The organism is Streptomyces sp. S3(2020) (genome assembly GCF_013044505.1).
GTDB lineage: Bacteria > Actinomycetota > Actinomycetes > Streptomycetales > Streptomycetaceae > Streptomyces.
The window spans coordinates 1-18,552 of record NZ_JABERD010000027.1 but is presented as its reverse complement, the minus strand read 5'-3'; the positions used below and the strand labels follow the sequence as shown (position 1 = coordinate 18,552).

14 protein-coding genes are annotated in these 18,552 nt (G+C 72.8%); 3 read left to right on the top strand and 11 right to left on the bottom strand.

The annotated features are described in order from the left end of the window. Position 1: 1 nt before the first annotated feature. From HLK59_RS11835 to HLK59_RS11785, 11 genes are all read right to left on the bottom strand, one after another. A complete protein-coding gene (locus HLK59_RS11835; RefSeq protein ID WP_171141319.1) occupies positions 2–298 on the bottom strand; it encodes an acyl carrier protein in 297 nt (98 codons plus the stop codon). 26 nt (positions 299–324) lie between these two features. Continuing rightward, positions 325–1,611, bottom strand: coding sequence for a type III PLP-dependent enzyme (locus HLK59_RS11830; protein WP_171141318.1), 1,287 nt, complete (start codon positions 1,609–1,611; stop codon positions 325–327). After that, on the bottom strand, positions 1,608–3,005 hold the full coding sequence (locus HLK59_RS11825; protein WP_171141317.1) for an ATP-grasp domain-containing protein: 1,398 nt from the start codon (positions 3,003–3,005) through the stop codon (positions 1,608–1,610). Before HLK59_RS11825 ends, HLK59_RS11830 begins: the two co-directional genes overlap by 4 nt. A 14-nt stretch (positions 3,006–3,019) precedes the next feature. Next, entirely contained in the window at positions 3,020–3,952 is a 933-nt protein-coding gene (locus HLK59_RS11820; protein ID WP_171141316.1) for a 3-oxoacyl-[acyl-carrier-protein] synthase III C-terminal domain-containing protein, read from the bottom strand. Continuing rightward, positions 3,949–4,245: an acyl carrier protein gene (locus tag HLK59_RS11815; protein ID WP_171141315.1), complete on the bottom strand. Its 297-nt coding sequence runs from the start codon at positions 4,243–4,245 to the stop codon at positions 3,949–3,951. Before HLK59_RS11815 ends, HLK59_RS11820 begins: the two co-directional genes overlap by 4 nt. Positions 4,246–4,300: 55 nt before the next feature. Continuing rightward, a complete protein-coding gene (locus HLK59_RS11810; protein WP_346779713.1) occupies positions 4,301–6,127 on the bottom strand; it encodes an acyl-CoA dehydrogenase in 1,827 nt (608 codons plus the stop codon). Then, positions 6,124–7,839, bottom strand: a complete 1,716-nt coding sequence (locus HLK59_RS11805) for an acyl-CoA dehydrogenase family protein (RefSeq protein WP_346779712.1) — start codon at positions 7,837–7,839, stop codon at positions 6,124–6,126. Before HLK59_RS11805 ends, HLK59_RS11810 begins: the two co-directional genes overlap by 4 nt. Further along, positions 7,836–9,644 (bottom strand): fatty acyl-AMP ligase, encoded by a 1,809-nt coding sequence (locus HLK59_RS11800; RefSeq protein WP_171141314.1) that lies wholly within the window; start codon positions 9,642–9,644, stop codon positions 7,836–7,838. Before HLK59_RS11800 ends, HLK59_RS11805 begins: the two co-directional genes overlap by 4 nt. Before the next feature lie 272 nt (positions 9,645–9,916). Beyond that, the gene (locus HLK59_RS11795; protein WP_346779711.1) at positions 9,917–10,363 is read right to left on the bottom strand and encodes a hypothetical protein; all 447 of its coding nucleotides are present in this window, start codon (positions 10,361–10,363) and stop codon (positions 9,917–9,919) included. 126 nt (positions 10,364–10,489) lie between these two features. After that, a complete protein-coding gene (locus HLK59_RS11790) occupies positions 10,490–10,639 on the bottom strand; it encodes a hypothetical protein (RefSeq protein WP_171141313.1) in 150 nt (49 codons plus the stop codon). Positions 10,640–10,733: 94 nt separating this feature from the next. Beyond that, entirely contained in the window at positions 10,734–11,348 is a 615-nt protein-coding gene (locus tag HLK59_RS11785) for a hypothetical protein (RefSeq protein WP_171141312.1), read from the bottom strand. 406 nt (positions 11,349–11,754) lie between these two features. Here HLK59_RS11785 and HLK59_RS11780 point away from each other — a divergent pair, with 406 nt between their 5' ends. The 3 genes from HLK59_RS11780 to HLK59_RS11770 form a co-directional block, all read left to right on the top strand. Next, positions 11,755–13,233 carry an acyl-CoA carboxylase subunit beta gene (locus HLK59_RS11780; protein WP_206327039.1) on the top strand — a complete coding sequence of 493 codons (1,479 nt, stop codon included), beginning with the start codon at positions 11,755–11,757 and terminating at the stop codon, positions 13,231–13,233. A gap of 143 nt (positions 13,234–13,376) precedes the next feature. After that, the gene (locus tag HLK59_RS11775; protein ID WP_171141311.1) at positions 13,377–15,125 is read left to right on the top strand and encodes a fatty acyl-AMP ligase; all 1,749 of its coding nucleotides are present in this window, start codon (positions 13,377–13,379) and stop codon (positions 15,123–15,125) included. Positions 15,126–15,223: 98 nt separating this feature from the next. Further along, on the top strand, positions 15,224–18,552 hold a 3,329-nt coding region (locus HLK59_RS11770), incomplete at its 3' end, for a type I polyketide synthase (protein WP_240982354.1).

The window sequence follows — 18,552 nt, the reverse complement described above, 5'->3', positions numbered from 1 at the left end:
CTCAGGCCCCTGCCTGCTCGGCGTCCTGCTCCCGGACGAGTGCGGCGAGCGTCCCCACGCTCTCGAAGTGGCGCTGTTCGAGGTCGTCGGTGTCGAACTCGATCCCGAGTTCTTCCTCGATCGTCATCAGCAGTCCGAGCACGGTCGTGGAGTCCAGGCCGAGTTCGTCGAACAACCGGCTGTTCTCCGTGATGGTGGCGGCGTCGACCTGCATCGCCTTGGCGAGCGAGTCGGCGATCGTGGCGACGGCCCGGCCGTACAGGTCGGCGGTGTCGGCTTCCGGTGCGGTGTGCTCCATCGTTCACCTCTCGTGTACCTGGGGGTTCAGTGGGATATGTCGTGCGCGGCCGGGTCGTAGAGCCGCTGTCGCCGCAGCAGGTCGTCGGGGCTGTCCCGTTCGCGGACCAGATGGCACCGGCCCTCGTGCACCAGCACCTCGGCCGGGTAGCCGTGGCTGAGGAACAGCCCCGGCGAGGCGGTCGGACCGTAGGCCCCGGAGCGGTGCACGCCGATGAGGTCGCCGGGCCGCACCGGCGGCAGCGGGACCTTCTTGCCGATCGTGTCGCCCGGGGTGCAGAGCGGCCCGGTGACGTTCCACTCCTCGGTCGGCGGCTCGTCGAGCCGGTTGAGCACCGCCATGGGGAAATTGCGTTTGACGAACGAGCCGATGCCCACGGCCGCCATGTGGTGGTGGGTGCCGCCGTCGGCGACCGCGAAGCGCTCGCCCATCGAGGTCTTGGTGTAGCGGACGGCCATCACATAGGTGCCGGAGTCGGCGGTGAGGTAGCGGCCCAGCTCCATGATCATCCTGGTGCCGGGGTGCCGGGTCGTGAAGTCCTCGATGACGGGGTTGAGCCTGTCGGTGAGCACCTTGGCGTCCAGGTCGCTCTCGCCGTCGAAGTAGGCGACGCCCAGACCGCCGCCCACGTCGACCATGCGCAGGTCGAGGTGGAACGCCGTCGTCAGCCGTTCGGCGAGATCGAGGATGCGGGTGGTGTTCTCGACGATGACGTCCTCGCTGAGGATCCGGGTGCCCATGTACACCTGCACGCCCATCAGGTCGACGTCCGGGAACCGCCGCGCCAGGTCGGTCTGGGCGAACAACTCCTCCTCGTCGATGCCGAACTGGCGCGGCTTGCCGCCCATCGCGAGGCCGGACCGCTTGACCGCGAAGCGCGGGTTGACACGCAGCGCGACCGGCGCCCGCACCCCCCGCTCCCGGGCCAGTTCGTCCACCAGCGCCACCTCGGGAAGGGATTCGCACACGACGGCGTGGATCCCGGTGTCCAGGCAGGCGGCCAGCTCCTGCCGGCTCTTGCCCGGGCCGAGGAAGATGATCTGTTCCGGGGGTACGCCGGCTCGGAGCGCGGTCGTCAGTTCCACCAGTGACGAGACCTCGGCCCGCGCGCCGAGCGAGTGCAGCAGGGCGCAGACCGAGATGTTCGGGTTGGCCTTGAGCGAGTAGAAGATCTCCATGGCCGGGTGCAGCCGGTCGCGCAGCCCCTGGAACCGATCCCGCAGCACATCCCCGTCGTAGACGAACAACGGGGTGCCGTACCGCCGGTTCAGTTCGGACACCGGCACGCCCTGCACCTGGAACTCGCGTGTCATCCTCGTCCCTCTCCCCTGGTGCTCTCCGCGACGGCGGCCAGCCTGCGGCCGATCTCGTCGTCCAGTGCCGCCGTCCGGCCCGCGGAGTCGGCGACGACCACCCCGTGCAGACGCCCGTCGAAGCCCGTCCCCGGGGCCCGTTCTCCGGGCGGCGCGGCCGCGTTGACGGTGGCGTAGTTGTTGATCAGCAGCCCGGTACCCCGGGCGGGGTCGAACAGCAGGTCCGCCATGGCTCGGTGGAGCGTCCCGAACGGCAGCGGTGCGCCGAGCCGCACGGGGTATCTGCGCACCAGCGCCGTGCTGCCCGACCCGATGAAGGCTTCCTGGAGCGATGCCTGGTACGTGGACATGTTGTGGCGGGCGTTGATCTCGACGATCGGGTAGAGGCCGCCGTCGGGATCGATCATCGCGTCGACGCCGACGACTCCGAAGTAGCCTTCGCCGGCCAGCCGCCCGCCCAGCCGTGCGGAGGTGTCCGTCAGTTCGGCGGTCTGCCGCTCGGTGAGCCGCGCCGGGATCCGGTGGCCCAGGTGGACGCCGCCCTCGGTGAGGGCCTCCTTGACGAAGTCGAAGTGCACACGAGCGTCCCGGCCGACGGTGAACTGGTAGTTGAGGTCGGCGCGTTTGGCCACCCACTCCTCCACCACCAGGCCGACCCGGTCGGTCCCGGCCTTCCGCGCCCGGCTGTGGATCATGCGGTGCAGCCGGTCCAGGCGGCGTTCGTCCTCGACCACCTCGATGCCCTTGCCCGAGACGCCGAAGGCGTCCTTGAGGACGACCCGGCGGCCGTCGGCGAGCAGCGCGCGGGCGGCCTCGACCGCCGCGTCGAGTTCGGCCAGGCTCGCGCAGGTCCAGCCCCGGGACTGCCGGATACCCAGTTCGTCGGCCAGCCGCCTGCTGTAGATCTTGCTGTTGACCGCCTTGCAGATCGCGGCCGGCGGGGCAGCCAGCGGGATCCCGGCCCGTTCGGCCAGCCGCTCCTCCAGCTCGCTGATCCCGTGCGCGCAGACCACACCTCCGCGAGCCCCGAGCCTGCCCAGCTCGCACAGCACCGACCGGTCCTCCAGCGCGTCCTGGGTGACGGTGGCGCGCGGGTCCTGACGCTCCACCACGAGGATGCGCGGCAGGTCGAGACCGAGCTCTTCGAGATGGCTCAGGTAGTCGGTGTCGGGTTCGCCCTTCAGTACGACGTGGTCGCCCTTGCCCGCGAGCAGCAGCGCGAACTCGTCCATCCGGTTGACAATGACATTGCCCGAGCCGAACCCGAGCCTCGGCAGCCCCGTCTCGCCGCGGGCCCACTGGTCCTCGACCTCGAAGTTGCCGAGGAACACCAACTCCGCGTCGGAGGTCCCGGTCAGGGCCGTTTTCAGGCGGCCGGTGAAAGTCCCGATCATCTCGCCCCCTTGTTTCAGTGCTCGAAGAGCATCGCCGAGAAGGTCGAGCCGAGACCGACCGTGGCCAGCAGATAGCGGTCCCCCGGGCGCAGCAGGCCGAGGTCGAGGCCCGCCCGGTAGTTGAGGAAGGGATCCGCGGCGAAGCAGTGCCCGGTGAGCGGCACGTTGTCCAGGAAGAAACGCTCCAGCGGAAGCCCGAGATGCTTGGCGAGCCGCGTCCACGACAGGCGGCTGACGTTGTGCGGGAAGATCATGGCGAGGTCGCCCAGCTCCAGCCCCGCCTTTCCGACCGCCGCCAGCATGACCTCGGCCAGCGCGTCGGTGTAGATCCGCTGGTACTCGACGGACAGTTCGTGGGTGAGCGACAGGCAGTCGTAGAAACGGCCGTGGGTACGGGCGGCATAGCTCAGCATCCGGTCACGGTCGTCACGGGTCCCGACGAGCACCGCGGCCGCGCCCTCGCCGTTGATGGACGAGCCCGGCACCACCTGTGCGGCCGGCGTGAAGGTCTTCTCGCCGGTGAGGACCAGCGCCAGCGCGTCCCGGTCGCCGTCGCTCGCCAGCAGCTTGCCGGCCAGGTCCACCGCCAACAGCCCCGAGGCACAGGCGTGGTGGGTCACCGCGAACGCCGTGGCGTGCCCGAGTCCGAGCGTGTCACACACCTCGTGCACGGGGTTGATCGGATGGGGGACGGCGATCGGCATGGTCCGCGCCTGGATCACGTACCGCACCTGCTCCTCCCTGCCGCGCAGTCCTTCGAGCTTGCCCGCGGCGGCCAGCAGCAGATCGATGAGCGTGCCATCGGGCTCGCGGCGGATCTCCACCAGGCCGTGGTAGCGCCGGTACACCCTCATCTGCGCCTCGCTGATGGCCAGTTCCTCGCCCAGCTCGTCGATGGGTACACGCTGCGAGGGCAGGTGGGCCGCCACCTCCTCCAGCGACGTCATCGGTTCTCCCCCGCCGGGGACACCTGGGCGAGCGTTTCCTCCAGGTGGCGCGTCAGGGCGTCGATCGTCGGGTGGTCCCAGGCCACGGTCGGCTCCAGGACCAGCCCGAGGTGGTCCTCCAGGTCGCCGCAGAGGGTCAGCGCGTAGACCGAGTCGAGGCCGTAGGTCGTCAGCGTGACGGTGGTGTCGATGTCGGCGACGTCGAGTTGCACGTAGTGGGCGACCCGCGTGCGCAGCCAACTCCGCAGATCGGTGTCCGACGCGGTCGACGGGGCCGATTCGGGGCTGTTCATCGCAATCTCCTTGTGGTCAACGGCGGTGGCTCTCCATGTCGTCGAGGGCGCGGCGCTATCCGGGCGGACGCCGGTTCGACAGGCCGAGTCCGCGGCGGTCCCGGTGCCGGGAGAGGACCTCCGCCGACAGCCGTTCGGTGATGTGCCGGGGCCGCTGACCGGGGTCGCGGCCCAGCCGTTCGGCGATCCGGCCCAGCGCCGCGACAACCCAGCGGGGATCGCTGAGGAACGCGTCCTGCCGCCCCTGGTTGTGGAGCCAGACATTCACGCAGGCGGTCGCGGCGAGCACCGCGGCGTACCGCGCCGCCGGCCGCAGCGCCTCGGGCCGGGCGGCGACGGTGAGGTCCCCGGGGGGCAGTGCGGCGCATTCGCGTCGTACGTCGTCCTGTCCGGCCGCGATGACGAGGACCAACCGGCGTAGCTCGCCGTCCAGTTCGGGGGAGGCGAGGGCCGCCGAGAGCGAGGCGCTGAGGCTGTCCCGGCCGCCCGAGCTGATCGACAGCCGCTCGAAGGGCAGTGGCGGCAGGTCCGCGCCGAGGTGGAACACCCCGGCGGGCGGCTGGGTGTCGTCCAGCCATCCCTTGCGGGCCAGCCGAGGGAGTTGCGGCAGCACCGTGCTGAGACAGGCCACGCGCGCGGTGTGGCCGAAGCCCGCGGGCGCCAGGTCGCGCAGGTGCTTCTGGAAGATCCCGTAGCGGCCGTCGCGGATGTAGAACTGGGCGCCCAGCACCCGGGACAGCGCGTCCATGGCGTCCATGAGGAGGGTGGTCACGAAGTACTTGGCGGCCGAGGCGTACAGGCTGGTCTCGCCGGGGATCAGATGCACCGAGCGCGCGGTCACGGTGGCCAGGCAGTCGCAGATCAGCAGGTCGGTGAAGGCGTCGGCGAGGATCGAGCCGATGTGCGGCATCCCGGCCAGCGGCCGCCCGTACAGGACGCGCTCGTCGGCGAACCGGGCGGCGACGTCTAGGCCGGTCTCCAGGATGCCCACGGTCATCGCCGGAAGCGCGGTGCGGGTGATCTGGAAGGAGCGCAGGGCCGTCTCCATGCCGAGCCCGGGCGCGCCCAGCACCGCGTCCGCCGGGATCGGGCAGTCCCGGAACTCCAGCCCGCCGAGCTGGACCCCGCGCATCCCCGCGCTGTGGAAGCGCGGCAGGTGGAGCGGCGTGCCGTCGGGCAGGTCCGCCATCTCCACGAAGAGCTGCGAGTGGCTCCGGCTGCCCGGAGCGGCCGACGTGCGCGCGAAGAGCACCATGGCCTCGGCGCGTTCGGCGTTGGCGATCACTTCCTTGCGCCCGTCGAGCCGTAGCCGCCCGTCGTCGCCCGGCAGTGCCGAGAACTCGGCCCGGGCGACATCGTTGCCGTGCGCCAGTTCGTGGTAGCCGGAGGCGGCTCGGCCACCCGTCAGCAGGACCTCGGCCATCCTGTGGCGCTGCCGTGCGTCGCCCGCGGCCCAGACGTTGACCGCGGGGATGAGGCTGCTCGCTCCGTATCCCAGGCCCAGGCAGGGGTCGTGCCGGAAGACCACCCGCAGCACCTCGATGAGCCGGTCGAGCCGGGTCAGCCGCCCGCCCAGCTCGGGCGGGACGAATTCGGCGTTCAACCGGTAGTCGTCCAGCAGCCGTTCGCCCGCGGCGAGCATCTCGCCCGCCTCGTCGGCCGCCAGCACCGCGGCATGGCCCGTCGGGTTGTCCGGGTCCCAGGGATCGCCGAAGCGGCGTTCGAGGTCGTCGACGGAGGGGAACGCCGAGGCGTCGACGGAGTCGGGCACAGGGGTGTCGACGGAGGCGGGCACGGGGACGTCGACGGAGGCGGACGTGGGCTCCTCGTCCGGCCGTGCTGTGCTCGCACGGGCGTCGCGCGACCCTGTCCCGTCGATCACGAGGCGACCACCGAGGTCGGCGGAGCGGCGGGGCGACCGGCCGCACGAGCGTCGAGGAGCCGGTCGAACACCTCGCCGTCGGTCGGCCGTCCCGGTGGGCGTACCGACCGCAGCACGTAGGTGAGGACCGCCTCCAGCCACAGCGGGTCCTGGCCGGGCGCGCGGTTGTGCAGCCACATCCGCAGGGCGGCCGCACCCGCGAAGCACTGCTCGTAGCGGCGCGCCGCCTCGAAGGCCTCCGGCGGTACGTCCTGGGACGCGGGCGGGATCAGCGCCAGCTCGCCGTGGAGCCGGTCGCAGCTGTCGGTGAGCTCCTCGGCGAGCTCTGCCACGCGCGCGGGCACCTCTCCTACGGCCGCCGACGCACGCAGTTCACGGTTCGCGGTGCGCAGGCTCTGCGTGAGGCTGCATCCGCCGCGCGCCAGCAGGCTCAGTCGGTCGAGCCGGGCCGGGGGCAGCGGGGCCGAGAGGTCGGCGGCACGGGCGACGGCCTCCTCGTCGGAGGTGCCCTGCCGATGCCCGCGGGCCAGCACCGGGAAGTGGTTGATGAGGACGTGCTGGTTGACGAAGGTGCTCCCGTCGAAGATGCCGACCACGCGATGGTCGCGCTCCAGCTTCTGGAACGCGCCGTGCTCGTGGACCTCGGTGAGGAACGCGCGGGCCCCCAGCAACTCGCCGCAGGCGGCGATCAGTTCGTCGACCCGGGTCGGGACGTACGACTTGGCCACCGCGGAGATGACGGTCATCTCCTGCGGCAGGGTGTGCACGCTGCGGGCCGCCAGCACGCTCACGATCTCGGCGGCGTGGAGCGCCGCGTACGCCTCTCCCAGCACACGGCGTACGTGCGGCAGCTCGATGAGCCGACGGCCGTAGAGCTCGCGACGCGCGGCGAACTCCTCGGCCAGCCGCACCGCCTGGTCGGCGGCGCCGAGCGACAGGGCCGTACAGGCGGTCCGGGTGAGCTGCAACGCCTTGAGCACGATCTCCAGGCCCGCGCCCTGCTCGCCGATCAGCGCGTCGGCCGGGAACGGGCAGTCGTCCAGTGCGATCCCGCTGATGTCGGCGCCCCGGATGCCGTGCGTGGGCACCTTGGGCAGCGGTCGCCAACGGTCCGCCGGGAGGCGCCGTTTGTCCGCGAGCAGCAGGCTGAAGCCGCGCGGCCCGCCCTGGGGCCGGGTGCGCACGAGAAGGCAGAGCAGCGTGCCACGGGTGGCGTTGTTGATCAGCCATTTCTCACCGTGCACGCGGAAGCCGCCGGGCTCCGGCGTGGCGGTCGTCTCACCGGCGAGCAGGTCGCTGCCGTGGCCGCGTTCGGTCAGGCCCCAGGACACCGGCTCCCCGGCGATGATGTCGGCGCCGAGTTCGCGCGCCTGCTCCGGGCTGCCCGCCAGCCACACGCAGACGCCGCCGAGGAACGTCTTGCCGTGTCCGATCGCGACCGTCAGGTCGCGGCGCGCCACCGCCCGCAGCGCCGCGACCAGTTCGTCGTAGCGGGTCAGCGCGCCACCGAACTCGGCAGGCACGTACAGGCGCGGCAGCCCCCACCGGTCGAGTTCCCGGCAGATGTCGGCGGGGAACCGCTCGTCGCGGTCCAGCTCGGCGTTGCGGGCGTAGGAGAGGGGGGTCGCGGGGTCGGTCGGATCGCCGAGGGCCCGGTCGAAGGCGTGGAGGTCGACCTGGCCCGAGTCGATGAGTGGGTCGGTGACTTTCACGAGGCGTCACCGCCCGCCGTGTCGACCAGCCTGGCGCGGACGGCCGGCGACAGCTCCGCGTGCAGGATCTCCAGCTCACCGCCGAGAAACCGCCGGCGCAGCAGCCGACGCTGGATCTTGCCGCTGGTGGTCCGCGCCACCGTGCCCGGAGGCACGAGCACGATGTTGTGGGCGGGCACCCCGACATCCCGCACGAGGCGGTCGCGGACACTCGCGGCGGCGCGGGCCAGCTCGTCCGGCGTCACCTGACGGGCCCGGTACTCGCGCACGACCACGACCTCCTCCTCGGGCACCGGCACCGAGAAGGCCGCCCCGACGCCGCCTTCCAGAGCCGGGTGGGCCTCGCGCGACGCCGCCTCCAGGTCCTGCGGGTAGAGGTTGCGGCCGCGGACGATGATCAGCTCCTTGCTGCGGCCCGTCACGTACAGCTCGCCCTCGTGCAGGATTCCCAGGTCCCCGGTGCGCAGGAAGCCGCTCTCCCCGTCGGCGGTGACGGCGCCGAAGACGCGCCGGGTCTCCTCGGGCTGCCCCCAGTAGCCCCGGGCCACGTTCGGGCCGCGCAGCCAGATCTCACCGACCCGGCCGTCCGGCAGCACCCGTCCCGCGTCGGCGTCGATGATCCGGACGTCGAGGTACTCGGCGGGGCCGCTGCTGACGATGCGGTGCGCCGGCGTGCCGGGGGCCGGGGGCAGCAGTTCGCCGCGCTCGAACGCGGCGGCGTCCGCTTCGGTGATCACGGCGCGGCGGGCGGGCCGGTCGCCGGAGACGACGAGGGTCGTCTCGGCCATGCCGTAGCCGGGGAGCATCGCCTCGGGTCGCAGCCCCGCGGCGGCGAACCGTCGGGTGAACGCCTCGACGGTGGCGGCCTGGACGGGCTCGGCGCCGTTCACCGCGCACCGCCAGCGCGAGAGGTCGAGGCGGGCCAGCTCCTCGTCGGTGATCCGCTGGACGCACAGGTCGTAGGCGAAGTTCGGAGCGGGAGAGAAGTCGATGCCGTGCCGGTCGATCAGCGTCAGCCAGGTGTGCGGGCGTTTGAGGAAGGCGGTCGGCGGCATCAGCACGCTGCGACCGCCCAGGATCAGCGGCGTGAGCAGCAGCCCGATCAGCCCGAAGTCGTGGTAGAGCGGCAGCCAGCCGCCCACCGGCCGGTCGGCGCTCATACCGGCGATCGCCGCGAGGATCTCGGCGTTGGCCAGCAGGTTGGCATGGTCGACCATCACGCCCTTGGGGTCGGCGGTGGACCCCGAGGTGTACTGGAGGAAGGCCAGAGCGTGCGGGTCCGCCGGAGGCTGCCGCCAACGGCTCGCCGCGGGCAGCTCGTCTTCGGCGAAGTCTCCGGCGCGGTCTTCGGCGCGGTCTCCGGCGGAGTCGGGCGCGAGCACGGTCACGCCCGGGAGGTCGTGCTCCTTGGCCCAGGACGCGAGTGCTTCCAGGTCCGCGCCGTCGGCCAGGGCACCGGCCGCTCCCGCGTCCCGGGCGATCGCGGCGAGCCGGTCGGCCTGCCGCCGCTGCGGGCCGTCCGGCGGTGGTGCGGGCACCGGGACCATGCCCGCGTACATGCACCCCAGGAGCGACCGCGCGAATCCCGGCCCGGAGGGATGCAGGACCAGCAGGCGGTCGCCGACGGCGAATCGATCCTGCAACAGCGCGGCGACCCGGCGGGCGGCGCGGTCGAGTTCCCCGTACGTCAAGGTCTCGTCGGCCTCGGCGCGGAGCGGGTCCACGCTGAAGATCAGGGCGGTCCTGTCACCGTGCTCGTCCGCCCTCGCACGCATGAGTTCGACGAAGGTCTTGTGCTCGTGCATGCAGTGTCAGCCTCCATCGGCGGGACGGTTGGCAACCGAGCGTCACCCGGGGGCGGCGCCGTCCGTCCACACCGACCTGCGAGAGCGGCCCATGTGACAGGAGGGACGGATGGGGCTGGCCACTGCTCACACTAAAGGTCATTCCGGCGCCGCCGGATGAGTAATTGGCAAGACTTCTCGGTGAGTTGAGGCTCAGACGGCTTCGAGTCGCCCGACAAGAAGGCCGTTTGGTACTCCTCGGCAGAAGGGCGGGCAGAACGCGACAAGGCGAGTCACGCGGCGCTCCCTTCCTCGCGTCCCGCCCTCGTCGGCGTACGGGCCGGCCTGACCCGACGGGTGGTCTTCGACGGGTCGGTGAGGGGTTCGCCCCAGGCGATACGCCCGCCGGAGCGCAGTTCCTCGCAGACGCCGGTCGGCAGAGCGACGTAGCAACCTCCCTTGCCCGTCGTGGAGTCGACCGGGCGCCAGTAGCCGTAGCGGATCCGTCCGCCCGCGTGGACGGTGACGAAGACGGGCGTGCGGGAGTCGGACACGATGCGCAGCACGTCGGCCGCGAGGGCGGCGGGCGCAGTGGTGGATCTGGACGGGTACAGGACGGAGGGCGTCCTCGGGCGGGTGACGTCCGAACGTGACGTCCGTCCGGCGGGGCCACTTTCACCGCGGGTCGGGACATCGGCGGTCGAGACGAGGCGCGGGGCGTGTGCGGAGGTCAGGGGCATCGGCGCAGCCTTTCCAGGGCGGAGGAACGGACACCGTTCGCCTCGTTCAGGTCCAGTGTTGATCTTGCTGATCGCATTCTGGCGCCTGCCACTGACAGTGCGCTCCCGCGGCCTCGCGCCGTCTGTTCAGTGGCGCCGTCCCCGCAGCCTGGCGAGCAGCCGCTGAGCCTGGGCTCGGCGGCGTGGATCGGCGGAGGCACGCCGCACCTGCTCCGCGGCACGTCGCCCCTGCGGACTCCTGCTGAACTGCTTGATCTTGGCCAAGATGCCTGGCACGGCTGTCCTCCTCAGACGGTCGGCGACAACTCCTCGGCGACGAGGGCGTCATACGGGCACGGCTACCCCGACGCCGCCCCCTCACGCCCTCCCCTCAGCGAGAAGGAACCCGTCCGGCCGTCGCCGCCCGCCTGCTCCGCCGAGCCCGGTCGAGACACCACACGGCCAGCCGCGTCACCACGGCCGCCCCTCCCCCGTACACCGGCAGCCACCGGGTCGTCGTGGCTGCCAGGCAGTCGGCGACGGCGGCATGGCTCTGCGCGTCCCTCAGGTAGGCGAAGGCGGCACGGTCGAGGCCGCCCAGGCTCGCCATCTCGGCCTGTGCCCGGATGCTCTGGTACCTGCCCAGTTCGGGACACCCGGCGCGGGTACCGGGCATCGGGAACAGCCACGGCCAGCGTTGCAGCGCGGGAGCCAGCGCGATCGCCGCGCACAGGCCCACGACCATCGAGTACGCCGTCAGACTCCCGACGTACGCGGAGCGCGGGCCGGGCATCAGGGTCGGCGGCCGGCAGAAGGCGAAGATCACCGCGAGCAGCGTCGCCCCGATGTACGCGGCGAACCACTCCCACGAGCCCTGGGCGAGGGCGAACGTCAGCACCGCGGCGAGTCCGATGCCGACCACCCCAGCCTGACCGGGACCGTCACGGCCCGGGGCGGTGGACTCGGAGGGCGGCGCAGGGACTCCTCGAAGACGGGGATCGACCACGGACTCTCCTGGTTGACGGGCCATCAGCATCCGGGCCCCGCACGCCGTTCACCCGACGCCATGCCGGACCGGCCGGCCCCGAGGACCCATCCGGTCGGCAGCGCACCCCGAGCCGGGCACGGCCCTACGTCCCGAACGCCCCGTCCCGCCCGAGCCCTTGTCACCCACGGACGAACCACGGCCCCGCGGGACTCATCTCCCCCAAACAGAACGCCGATCGCCCCGGTCGGCCCCTCCGACGCTGCCATATTCGGAAGCCACTTCGGAGGTGGCCATGACACTTGAGGTGGAGATATCCAGGGCGAGGCCGGTGGCGGGGAGAGAAGCCGACCCGTTACCCGACCCGATCGCTGGACGAGGCGTCGACCGAACCGCCGATCGCATCACCGAGCTGGAGCGCCGCCGCATGCGGGCGGTCGCCGCGAACGGGCCCAGGAGACGTGGTGAGTACAGCGCCCGGGAGCGGATCGATCTGCTGCTGGACGCGGGCTCGTTCACCGAGACGGGCCTGTTCGTCCGCGCCCGGCCGGCCGGTGACGGTGCCGGGCGGCCGTACGGCGACGGGGTGGTCACCGGATACGGCACGATCGACGGCCGAGCCGTCTGTGTCTTCGCCCAGGACGCCACGGTCTTCGGCGGCAGCATGGGCGAGGCCTTCGGGGAGAAGACCCTCGCGCTGATGGACCTCGCCCTCAAGACCGGCTGTCCGGTCATCGGCCTCAACGACGGCGGCGGCGCCCGTATCCAGGAGGGTGTCACCTCGCTCGCCCTCTACGCCGAGCTGGTGCGCCGCAATGTGCAGGCGTCCGGAGTGATCCCGCAGATCTCGGTCGTCCTGGGCCCGTGCGCCGGCGGGGCCGCGTACTCGCCGGCCATCACCGACTTCACCGTGATGGTGGACGGCGCCTCGCACATGTTCGTCACCGGGCCCGACGTCATCGAGACGGTCACCGGCGAGCGCACCAGCGCCGAGGAACTGGGCGGCGCCCGCACCAGCAACACCGTCAACGGCAACGCCCACTTCCTCGCCGACGACGAAGTGAACGCCCTCGACACCGTGCGCGACCTGCTGTCGTACCTGCCCGCCAACAACCTGGACCGGCCCCCGCAGTACGCGCCGGGCGCCGCGCCCACCGGGCTCTGTCTGGACAGCGTGGTGCCGGACCGGCTCGGGCAGGCCTACGACATGCGCGACATCCTGCGCGCGGTCGTCGACGACGGCGAACTCCTGGAGGTGCAGGAGCTGTTCGCGCCGAACATCATCTGCGCCCTGGCCCTCGTGGAGGGCGGCGCCGTCGGCGTGGTCGCCAACCAGCCGCTGTACGCGGCCGGGGTCCTCGACATCGACGCCTCCGAGAAGGCCGCACGGTTCGTACGGTTCTGCGACGCGTTCGGCATCCCCCTGCTGACCTTCGCCGACGTCCCGGGCTATCTCTCCGGCGTCCGCCAGGAGCAGGCCGGCATCATCCGGCGCGGCGCCAAACTCCTGTACGCGTACGCCGAGGCGACCGTCCCCAAGGTCACCGTGGTCGTGCGCAAGGCGTACGGCGGCGGGTACGCGGTGATGGGCTCCAAACATCTGGGCGCCGACATCAACCTCGCCTGGCCCACCGCCCGCATCGCCGTCATGGGCGCCGAGGGCGCGGTCGGCGTCCTGCACCGCCGCGAACTCGCCGCCGCGGCCGATCCCGAGGCGTTGCGCGCCCGTCTCGTCACCGCGTACGAGTCCACGTACGGCACCCCCTACCTCGCTGCCGAGCGCGGCTATGTCGACGCCGTCATCGCCCCGCGCGACACCCGCGCCCACATCTGCCGCGCCCTGCGCGCGCTGCGCGGCAAGCGGGCGCCGATGCCGGAGCGTCGGCACGGCAACATCCCGCTCTGACCCTGCCCCGGCGGCTCCTGGCAGCCGACCCCAACGGCTCACGCCTGTCCGCCCGTTCATCGACCGAACATCCAAAGCCCCCTCCACCCGAACCACCCGCTCTGACCGCTAGCCGTCCCCGCGACGTGAGGAGCCCATGCCCGATGGACAGCCGCCGCCCCCCGCTCGCGCCCGTGTTCCGGAGTCTGCCGGAGTATGTGCGGCACTGGGCCGAGACCACCCCCGACCGCCGGGCGTTCACCTTCGTCGACCATCCCGCGCCGCACTCACGCGGCGTCCACCGCACACTGACCTGGCGTCGGCTGGATCTGCGGATGCGGGCCGTGGCCGCCCGGCTCGCCGCCGAGGCGGAGCCCGGGGCGCGCGTCGCGGTGCTGTGTCCGCAGGGGACGGACCATGTCACGGCCTTTCTGGGGGCGTTGGCGGCCGGTCTGGTCGCCGTACCGCTGTATCCGCCCGGTCTGCCCGGGCAGGGCGACCGGTTGTCGGCGGTCCTGGCCGACGCCCGCCCGGCGGTCGTCGTGACGACGGGTCACGCTCTCGCCGAGGTGGGCGAGTTGTGCCGGGGCCGGGACGTGAAGGTCGTCGCCGCGGACCGGGTTCCCGACGCCGATGCCGGCGATCGGCAGCCCCGCACCCCGGATGCCGAGGCGGTCGCGTATCTCCAGTACACCTCCGGCTCGACCCGCACGCCGGCGGGTGTGGAGATCACCCATGCCAATGTCGTCGCCAACGCCCGCCAGGCGCTGGCCGCCTACGGTGCCGACGTGCATCCGGTGACCTGTGTGGGCTGGCTGCCGCTGTACCACGACATGGGGCTCGTGCTGAGTGTCGCGGCGCCGGTGGTGCGCGGGCTGTTGTCGGTGCTCATGGATCCGGTGGCGTTCCTGCACGAACCGGCCCGCTGGCTGCGGCTGTTGGCCGCGCACCCGGGCGCGCTGAGCGCGGCGCCCAACTTCGCCTACGACTACTGCGCTTCGGCGGTCACCGAGGCGCAGAAGGCCGACCTGCGGCTGGACGGTGTCTTCGCCCTGATCAACGGAAGCGAGCCGGTCCGTGCCGGGACGGCCGACCGTTTCCACTCCGCGTTCGCCGCCCAGGGGCTCGTCGCGGAGACGCACTGTCCGTCGTACGGGCTGGCCGAGGCGACCGTGTTCGTCAGTGCCGCCCGGCCCCGGCGGCCGTTGCGCAGATTCGCGCTCGACCGTGACGCCCTGGCCACCGGGAAGGCCCTGCCCGCGCGGCCCGACGATCCGAGGGCCGTGCTGCTGACCGGCTGTGGGGCTCCGGCGGGCCAGCGGGTGCGTATCGCCGATCCGGTGTCGCGGGAGTCGCTGGCGGAGGGGGAGGTCGGCGAGATCTGGGTGCAGGGTCCCAACGTGGGGCGGGGTTACCGGAACCAGGAGCGACAGACCCTGCGTGTCTTCGGCGCCGTACTCGCCGATGTCGCGGCCGGGCCGGGCAAGTGGCTGCGCACCGGCGATCTGGGGACGGTCCTGGACGGGCAGTTGGTCGTCACCGGACGGTTGAAGGACCTCATCGTCGTCGACGGGCGCAACCACTACCCGCAGGACGTCGAGGTCACGGCCCAGGACGCCCATCCGGCGGTACGTCGCGACCGGCTCGCCGCGTTCGGGGTGCCCGGCGGTTCCGGGGAGCGGGTGGTCGTCGTCGCGGAGCATCCGCGGACCGTGCGGCTCGCCGACATCGACGTACCTGCTCTCGTGCGGACGGTGCGCGCGGCCGTCTCCGCACGGCACGGGCTGCGGCTCTCCGATCTGGTGGTCGTCCCGCCGGGCACCGTGCCCCGTACCTCCAGCGGAAAGGTGTCCAGGGCGCTGACCCGCGAGCGCTATCTGGCGGGTGTCTACGCGGCGGAGGTCGCGGGATGAGGATCGCGGGCGAGGGGGAGGGCGGCCCGCGCCACCCGGTGGCCCCAGGCGAGGGGGCGAGGCCGCGCGGGCCTGTCGACCCGGGTGAAGAGCGCGCGTTGCGTCGGCTGATCGCCGAGAAGGTGGCCGCCTGGAGCGGAATCGCGGTCCGGGACGTGCCGATGGACCTACCGCTCGCGGATCTCGGGATGTCCTCGCGGGACGCGGTCGTGCTGGCCGGGGAGCTGTCCCGGGCCACGGGCCTCGACCTGCCGGCGACATTGCTGTGGGAGGCGTCCACGGGGGACGCGCTGGTGGCGCGGGTGTGCGGTGCCGCGGCGGACATCGCGCCGGTGGCGGGTGCGGCCCCGCCGCCCACGGCTGCTTCGTCCCAGCACGGTGAGCCGATCGCGGTCGTCGGGGTCGGCTGTCGGCTGCCCGGCGGTGTGCACGGCCCGGACGAGTACTGGCGGTCGCTGTGCGAGGGCGTCGACGCGATCGGGCGGGTCCCGGCGGACCGGTGGCGGGACTTCACGCCGTACCCGCCCGCGGACGCGCTCCCGTACGGCGGCTATCTGGACGACATCGCCGGGTTCGACGCCGACTTCTTCCACATCACGCCGCGCGAGGCCGCGGTGATGGACCCGCAGCAGCGGATCCTCCTGGAGGTCGTCCAGGAGACCCTCGACCACGCGGCCGTTCCTGCCGCGTCCCTCGCCGGTACCTCCACCGGTGTCTTCGTCGGGGTGTCCGCCCCCGAGTACGGCCAGCTCACCGGGGCCGCCCCGGAGGCCGTCGATCCCTGGGCTCCGGCGGGCGGGGCGCTGAGCGTGGCGGCGGGCCGGCTCGCGTACGTCCTGGACACGCGCGGGCCGAGCATGGCCGTCGACACCGCGTGCTCGTCGTCGTTGGTCGCCGTGCACCACGCGTGCGTCAGCCTGCGCACGGGCGAGAGCGACCGGGCGATCGTCGCCGGCGTCAATCTGTTGCTCTCCCCCACGGTCACCGTCGCGTTCCGGCGGGCGGGCGCGCTCGCGCCGGACGGGCGGTGCAAGCCGTTCTCGGCGACGGCCGACGGCATCGGGCGTGGCGAGGGCTGCGCGGCGGTGCTGCTGAAGCGGCTGTCCGACGCCGAGCGGGACGGCGACCGCGTGCTCGCCGTCATCCGCGCGACCGCCGTCAACTCCGACGGCCGCTCCAACGGTCTCCTGGCCCCCAACCCGGCCGCCCAGCAAGCCCTCTTGGACTCCGCCTACCAGCGAGCCGGGCTCTCCCCCGCGCACATCGACCACGTCGAGGCGCATGGCACCGGCACCCCGCTCGGCGACCCCATCGAGGCGGGCGCGCTCGGCGCCGTGCTCGGCGCGGGCCGCGACCCCGACCAGCCGCTGCTCCTGGGCTCGGTCAAGGGCAACCTCGGCCATCTGGAGTCCGCCGCGGGCATCGCCGGTCTGGTGAAGACGGTGCTCGCGCTCCACCACGACCTGATCCCGCCCTCGTTGCACTGCGCCGAAGGCAGCCTCCTGGACGGCGACGTACGACTGCGAGTGGTGACGGAGGCCGAGCCATGGCCCCGGTACGGCGGTACGGCCACGGCCGGGGTGTCCGGATTCGGGTTCGGCGGCACCAACGCCCACGCCGTACTGGAGGAATGGCGACCCGGCGCCCTGCTCCCGCCCCCGGCCGGCGGTGTCACGGACACGTGCGATGTCGGCGTCGGACAGGAGGTGGAGGCGGGCGGGGGGTTCGCCGGCCGGCTGGCGGACTGGCTCGGCACGCCCGCGGCAGGTGCCACGCACCCCGCCGACGTGGCCCGTACACTCGCCGGGCGGACGGGGCGCGGGCCCGTGCGAGCCGCGATCGTCGCCGGTGACCGGGCGGAACTGGCAGACGGCTTGCGTGCGTTGGCGGCCGGACGACCCCACGCGCGCGTCCTGACGGGCGACCGGGATCTCGTCGGGCGCGGCCCGGTGTGGGTGTTCTCCGGCTACGGCAGCCAGTGGGCAGGCATGGGGCGGCGGCTGCTGGAGGAGGAACCCGCCTTCGCCTCGGCCGTGGAGAAACTGGACGCGCAACTGGCCCCCGAGTGCGGGTTCTCCCTCTGCGACCAGCTGGCCTCCGGCGACGGCCTGGACCGTCTGGAGATCTCCCAACCCGTTCTCTTCGGCGTCCAGTTGGCCCTTGCCGAGCTGTGGCGGGCGCACGGCGTCGAACCGGTCGCCGTCATCGGCCACTCCCTGGGCGAGGTGGCGGCCGCGGTGTGCGCGGGCGCGCTGGAGGTGTCGGACGCGGCCCGCGTGGTCGCCGTACGGGCCCGGCTGCTCAGCGGACTGCGCGGAGGGGCGATGGCGGTGGTCGACGTCGACGACGGCGAACTCGGCGCTCTGGAAAGGGACTTCCCCGGTGTGCAGGTCGCCGTGCACTCCTCCCCCCGCCAGAAGGTGGTCACCGGGGAGGAGGCCGCGGTGGCCGGGCTCGTGCGTCGGCTTGAGGCGGAAGGGCGGGCCGCGCGGGCGATGCGGGTGGCCGGGGCGGGACACTCCCCTCAAGTGGAGCCGCTGCTGGCGGAGTTGGCCGACTCCCTGGCGGACATCCGCGGCGGCCGTCCCCGAATCCCCGTCTACTCCACCGTGTTGGACGATCCGCGGGGCGACTGTGTCTTCGACGCCGCGCACTGGGTCGCGAACCTGCGGCGGCCCGTGCGCCTCGACCGGGCCGTGGCCGCGGCCGCCGACGACGGCCACACCGCGTTCGTCGAGCTCTCCCCCCACCCCGTACTGACCCGAGCCATCGCCGACACCGCGCCCGGCGCCCTTGCCGTCGGCACCCTCCACCGCGGCGCCGACACCTCGGCCGACTTCCTCACCCGGCTCGGCACGCTCCACGCCGCCGGGTCGCGCCTGCCGCTGCCGCCCGGCCGGGTCACCGACCTGCCCGTCCCGCGCTGGCGGCACGTGCGGCACTGGTGGACGGACAAGCGGGCGGAGGCTTCGGCCGCGGGCTTGCCGAGGGCGTGGTCGGCTGGGGCCCGCGCGGGGGCCGACGGGCACACTTCGGAGCAGGGCCGCGCGGCGGAGGACACCTCGGTCTCCGCCCGCCTCTGCCACCACATCGCCGCCGTCACCGGGCATCCGCCGACGCGCGTCACGTCCACCACCGCATTCGCCGAACTGGGCCTGGACTCCCTGATGGCCGTGCGTATCCGCACCGCCCTGGAGCGTGAGTTCGCCATCGAACTGCCCCTGCGCGACCTGCTGGGCGCCACCACGGTCGGGGACACCGCGACCCGCATCCAGCAGGCCTTGCCGGGGAGCACCACGGAGCCCGAGGCCATCCGGAGGCCCTCGAAGAAGTCGACCAGCGAGAACCCCCCACTCCCCCCCCCCCCCCCCCCCCCCCCCCTCTCTTATCCACACCTCCCAGCCCACGACACTCCTGATCACCTCGT

What these genes read in the sequence shown, in the direction of transcription:
- HLK59_RS11835 (WP_171141319.1), bottom strand. Translation starts at nt 298, where the DNA reads ATGGAGCACACCGCACCGGAAGCCGACACCGCCGACCTGTACGGCCGG.
- HLK59_RS11830 (WP_171141318.1), bottom strand. Translation starts at nt 1,611, where the DNA reads ATGACACGCGAGTTCCAGGTGCAGGGCGTGCCGGTGTCCGAACTGAAC.
- HLK59_RS11825 (WP_171141317.1), bottom strand. Translation starts at nt 3,005, where the DNA reads ATGATCGGGACTTTCACCGGCCGCCTGAAAACGGCCCTGACCGGGACC.
- HLK59_RS11820 (WP_171141316.1), bottom strand. Translation starts at nt 3,952, where the DNA reads ATGACGTCGCTGGAGGAGGTGGCGGCCCACCTGCCCTCGCAGCGTGTA.
- HLK59_RS11815 (WP_171141315.1), bottom strand. Translation starts at nt 4,245, where the DNA reads ATGAACAGCCCCGAATCGGCCCCGTCGACCGCGTCGGACACCGATCTG.
- HLK59_RS11800 (WP_171141314.1), bottom strand. Translation starts at nt 9,644, where the DNA reads ATGCACGAGCACAAGACCTTCGTCGAACTCATGCGTGCGAGGGCGGAC.
- HLK59_RS11795 (WP_346779711.1), bottom strand. Translation starts at nt 10,363, where the DNA reads ATGCCCCTGACCTCCGCACACGCCCCGCGCCTCGTCTCGACCGCCGAT.
- HLK59_RS11780 (WP_206327039.1), top strand. Translation starts at nt 11,755, where the DNA reads ATGCGGGCGGTCGCCGCGAACGGGCCCAGGAGACGTGGTGAGTACAGC.
- HLK59_RS11775 (WP_171141311.1), top strand. Translation starts at nt 13,377, where the DNA reads ATGGACAGCCGCCGCCCCCCGCTCGCGCCCGTGTTCCGGAGTCTGCCG.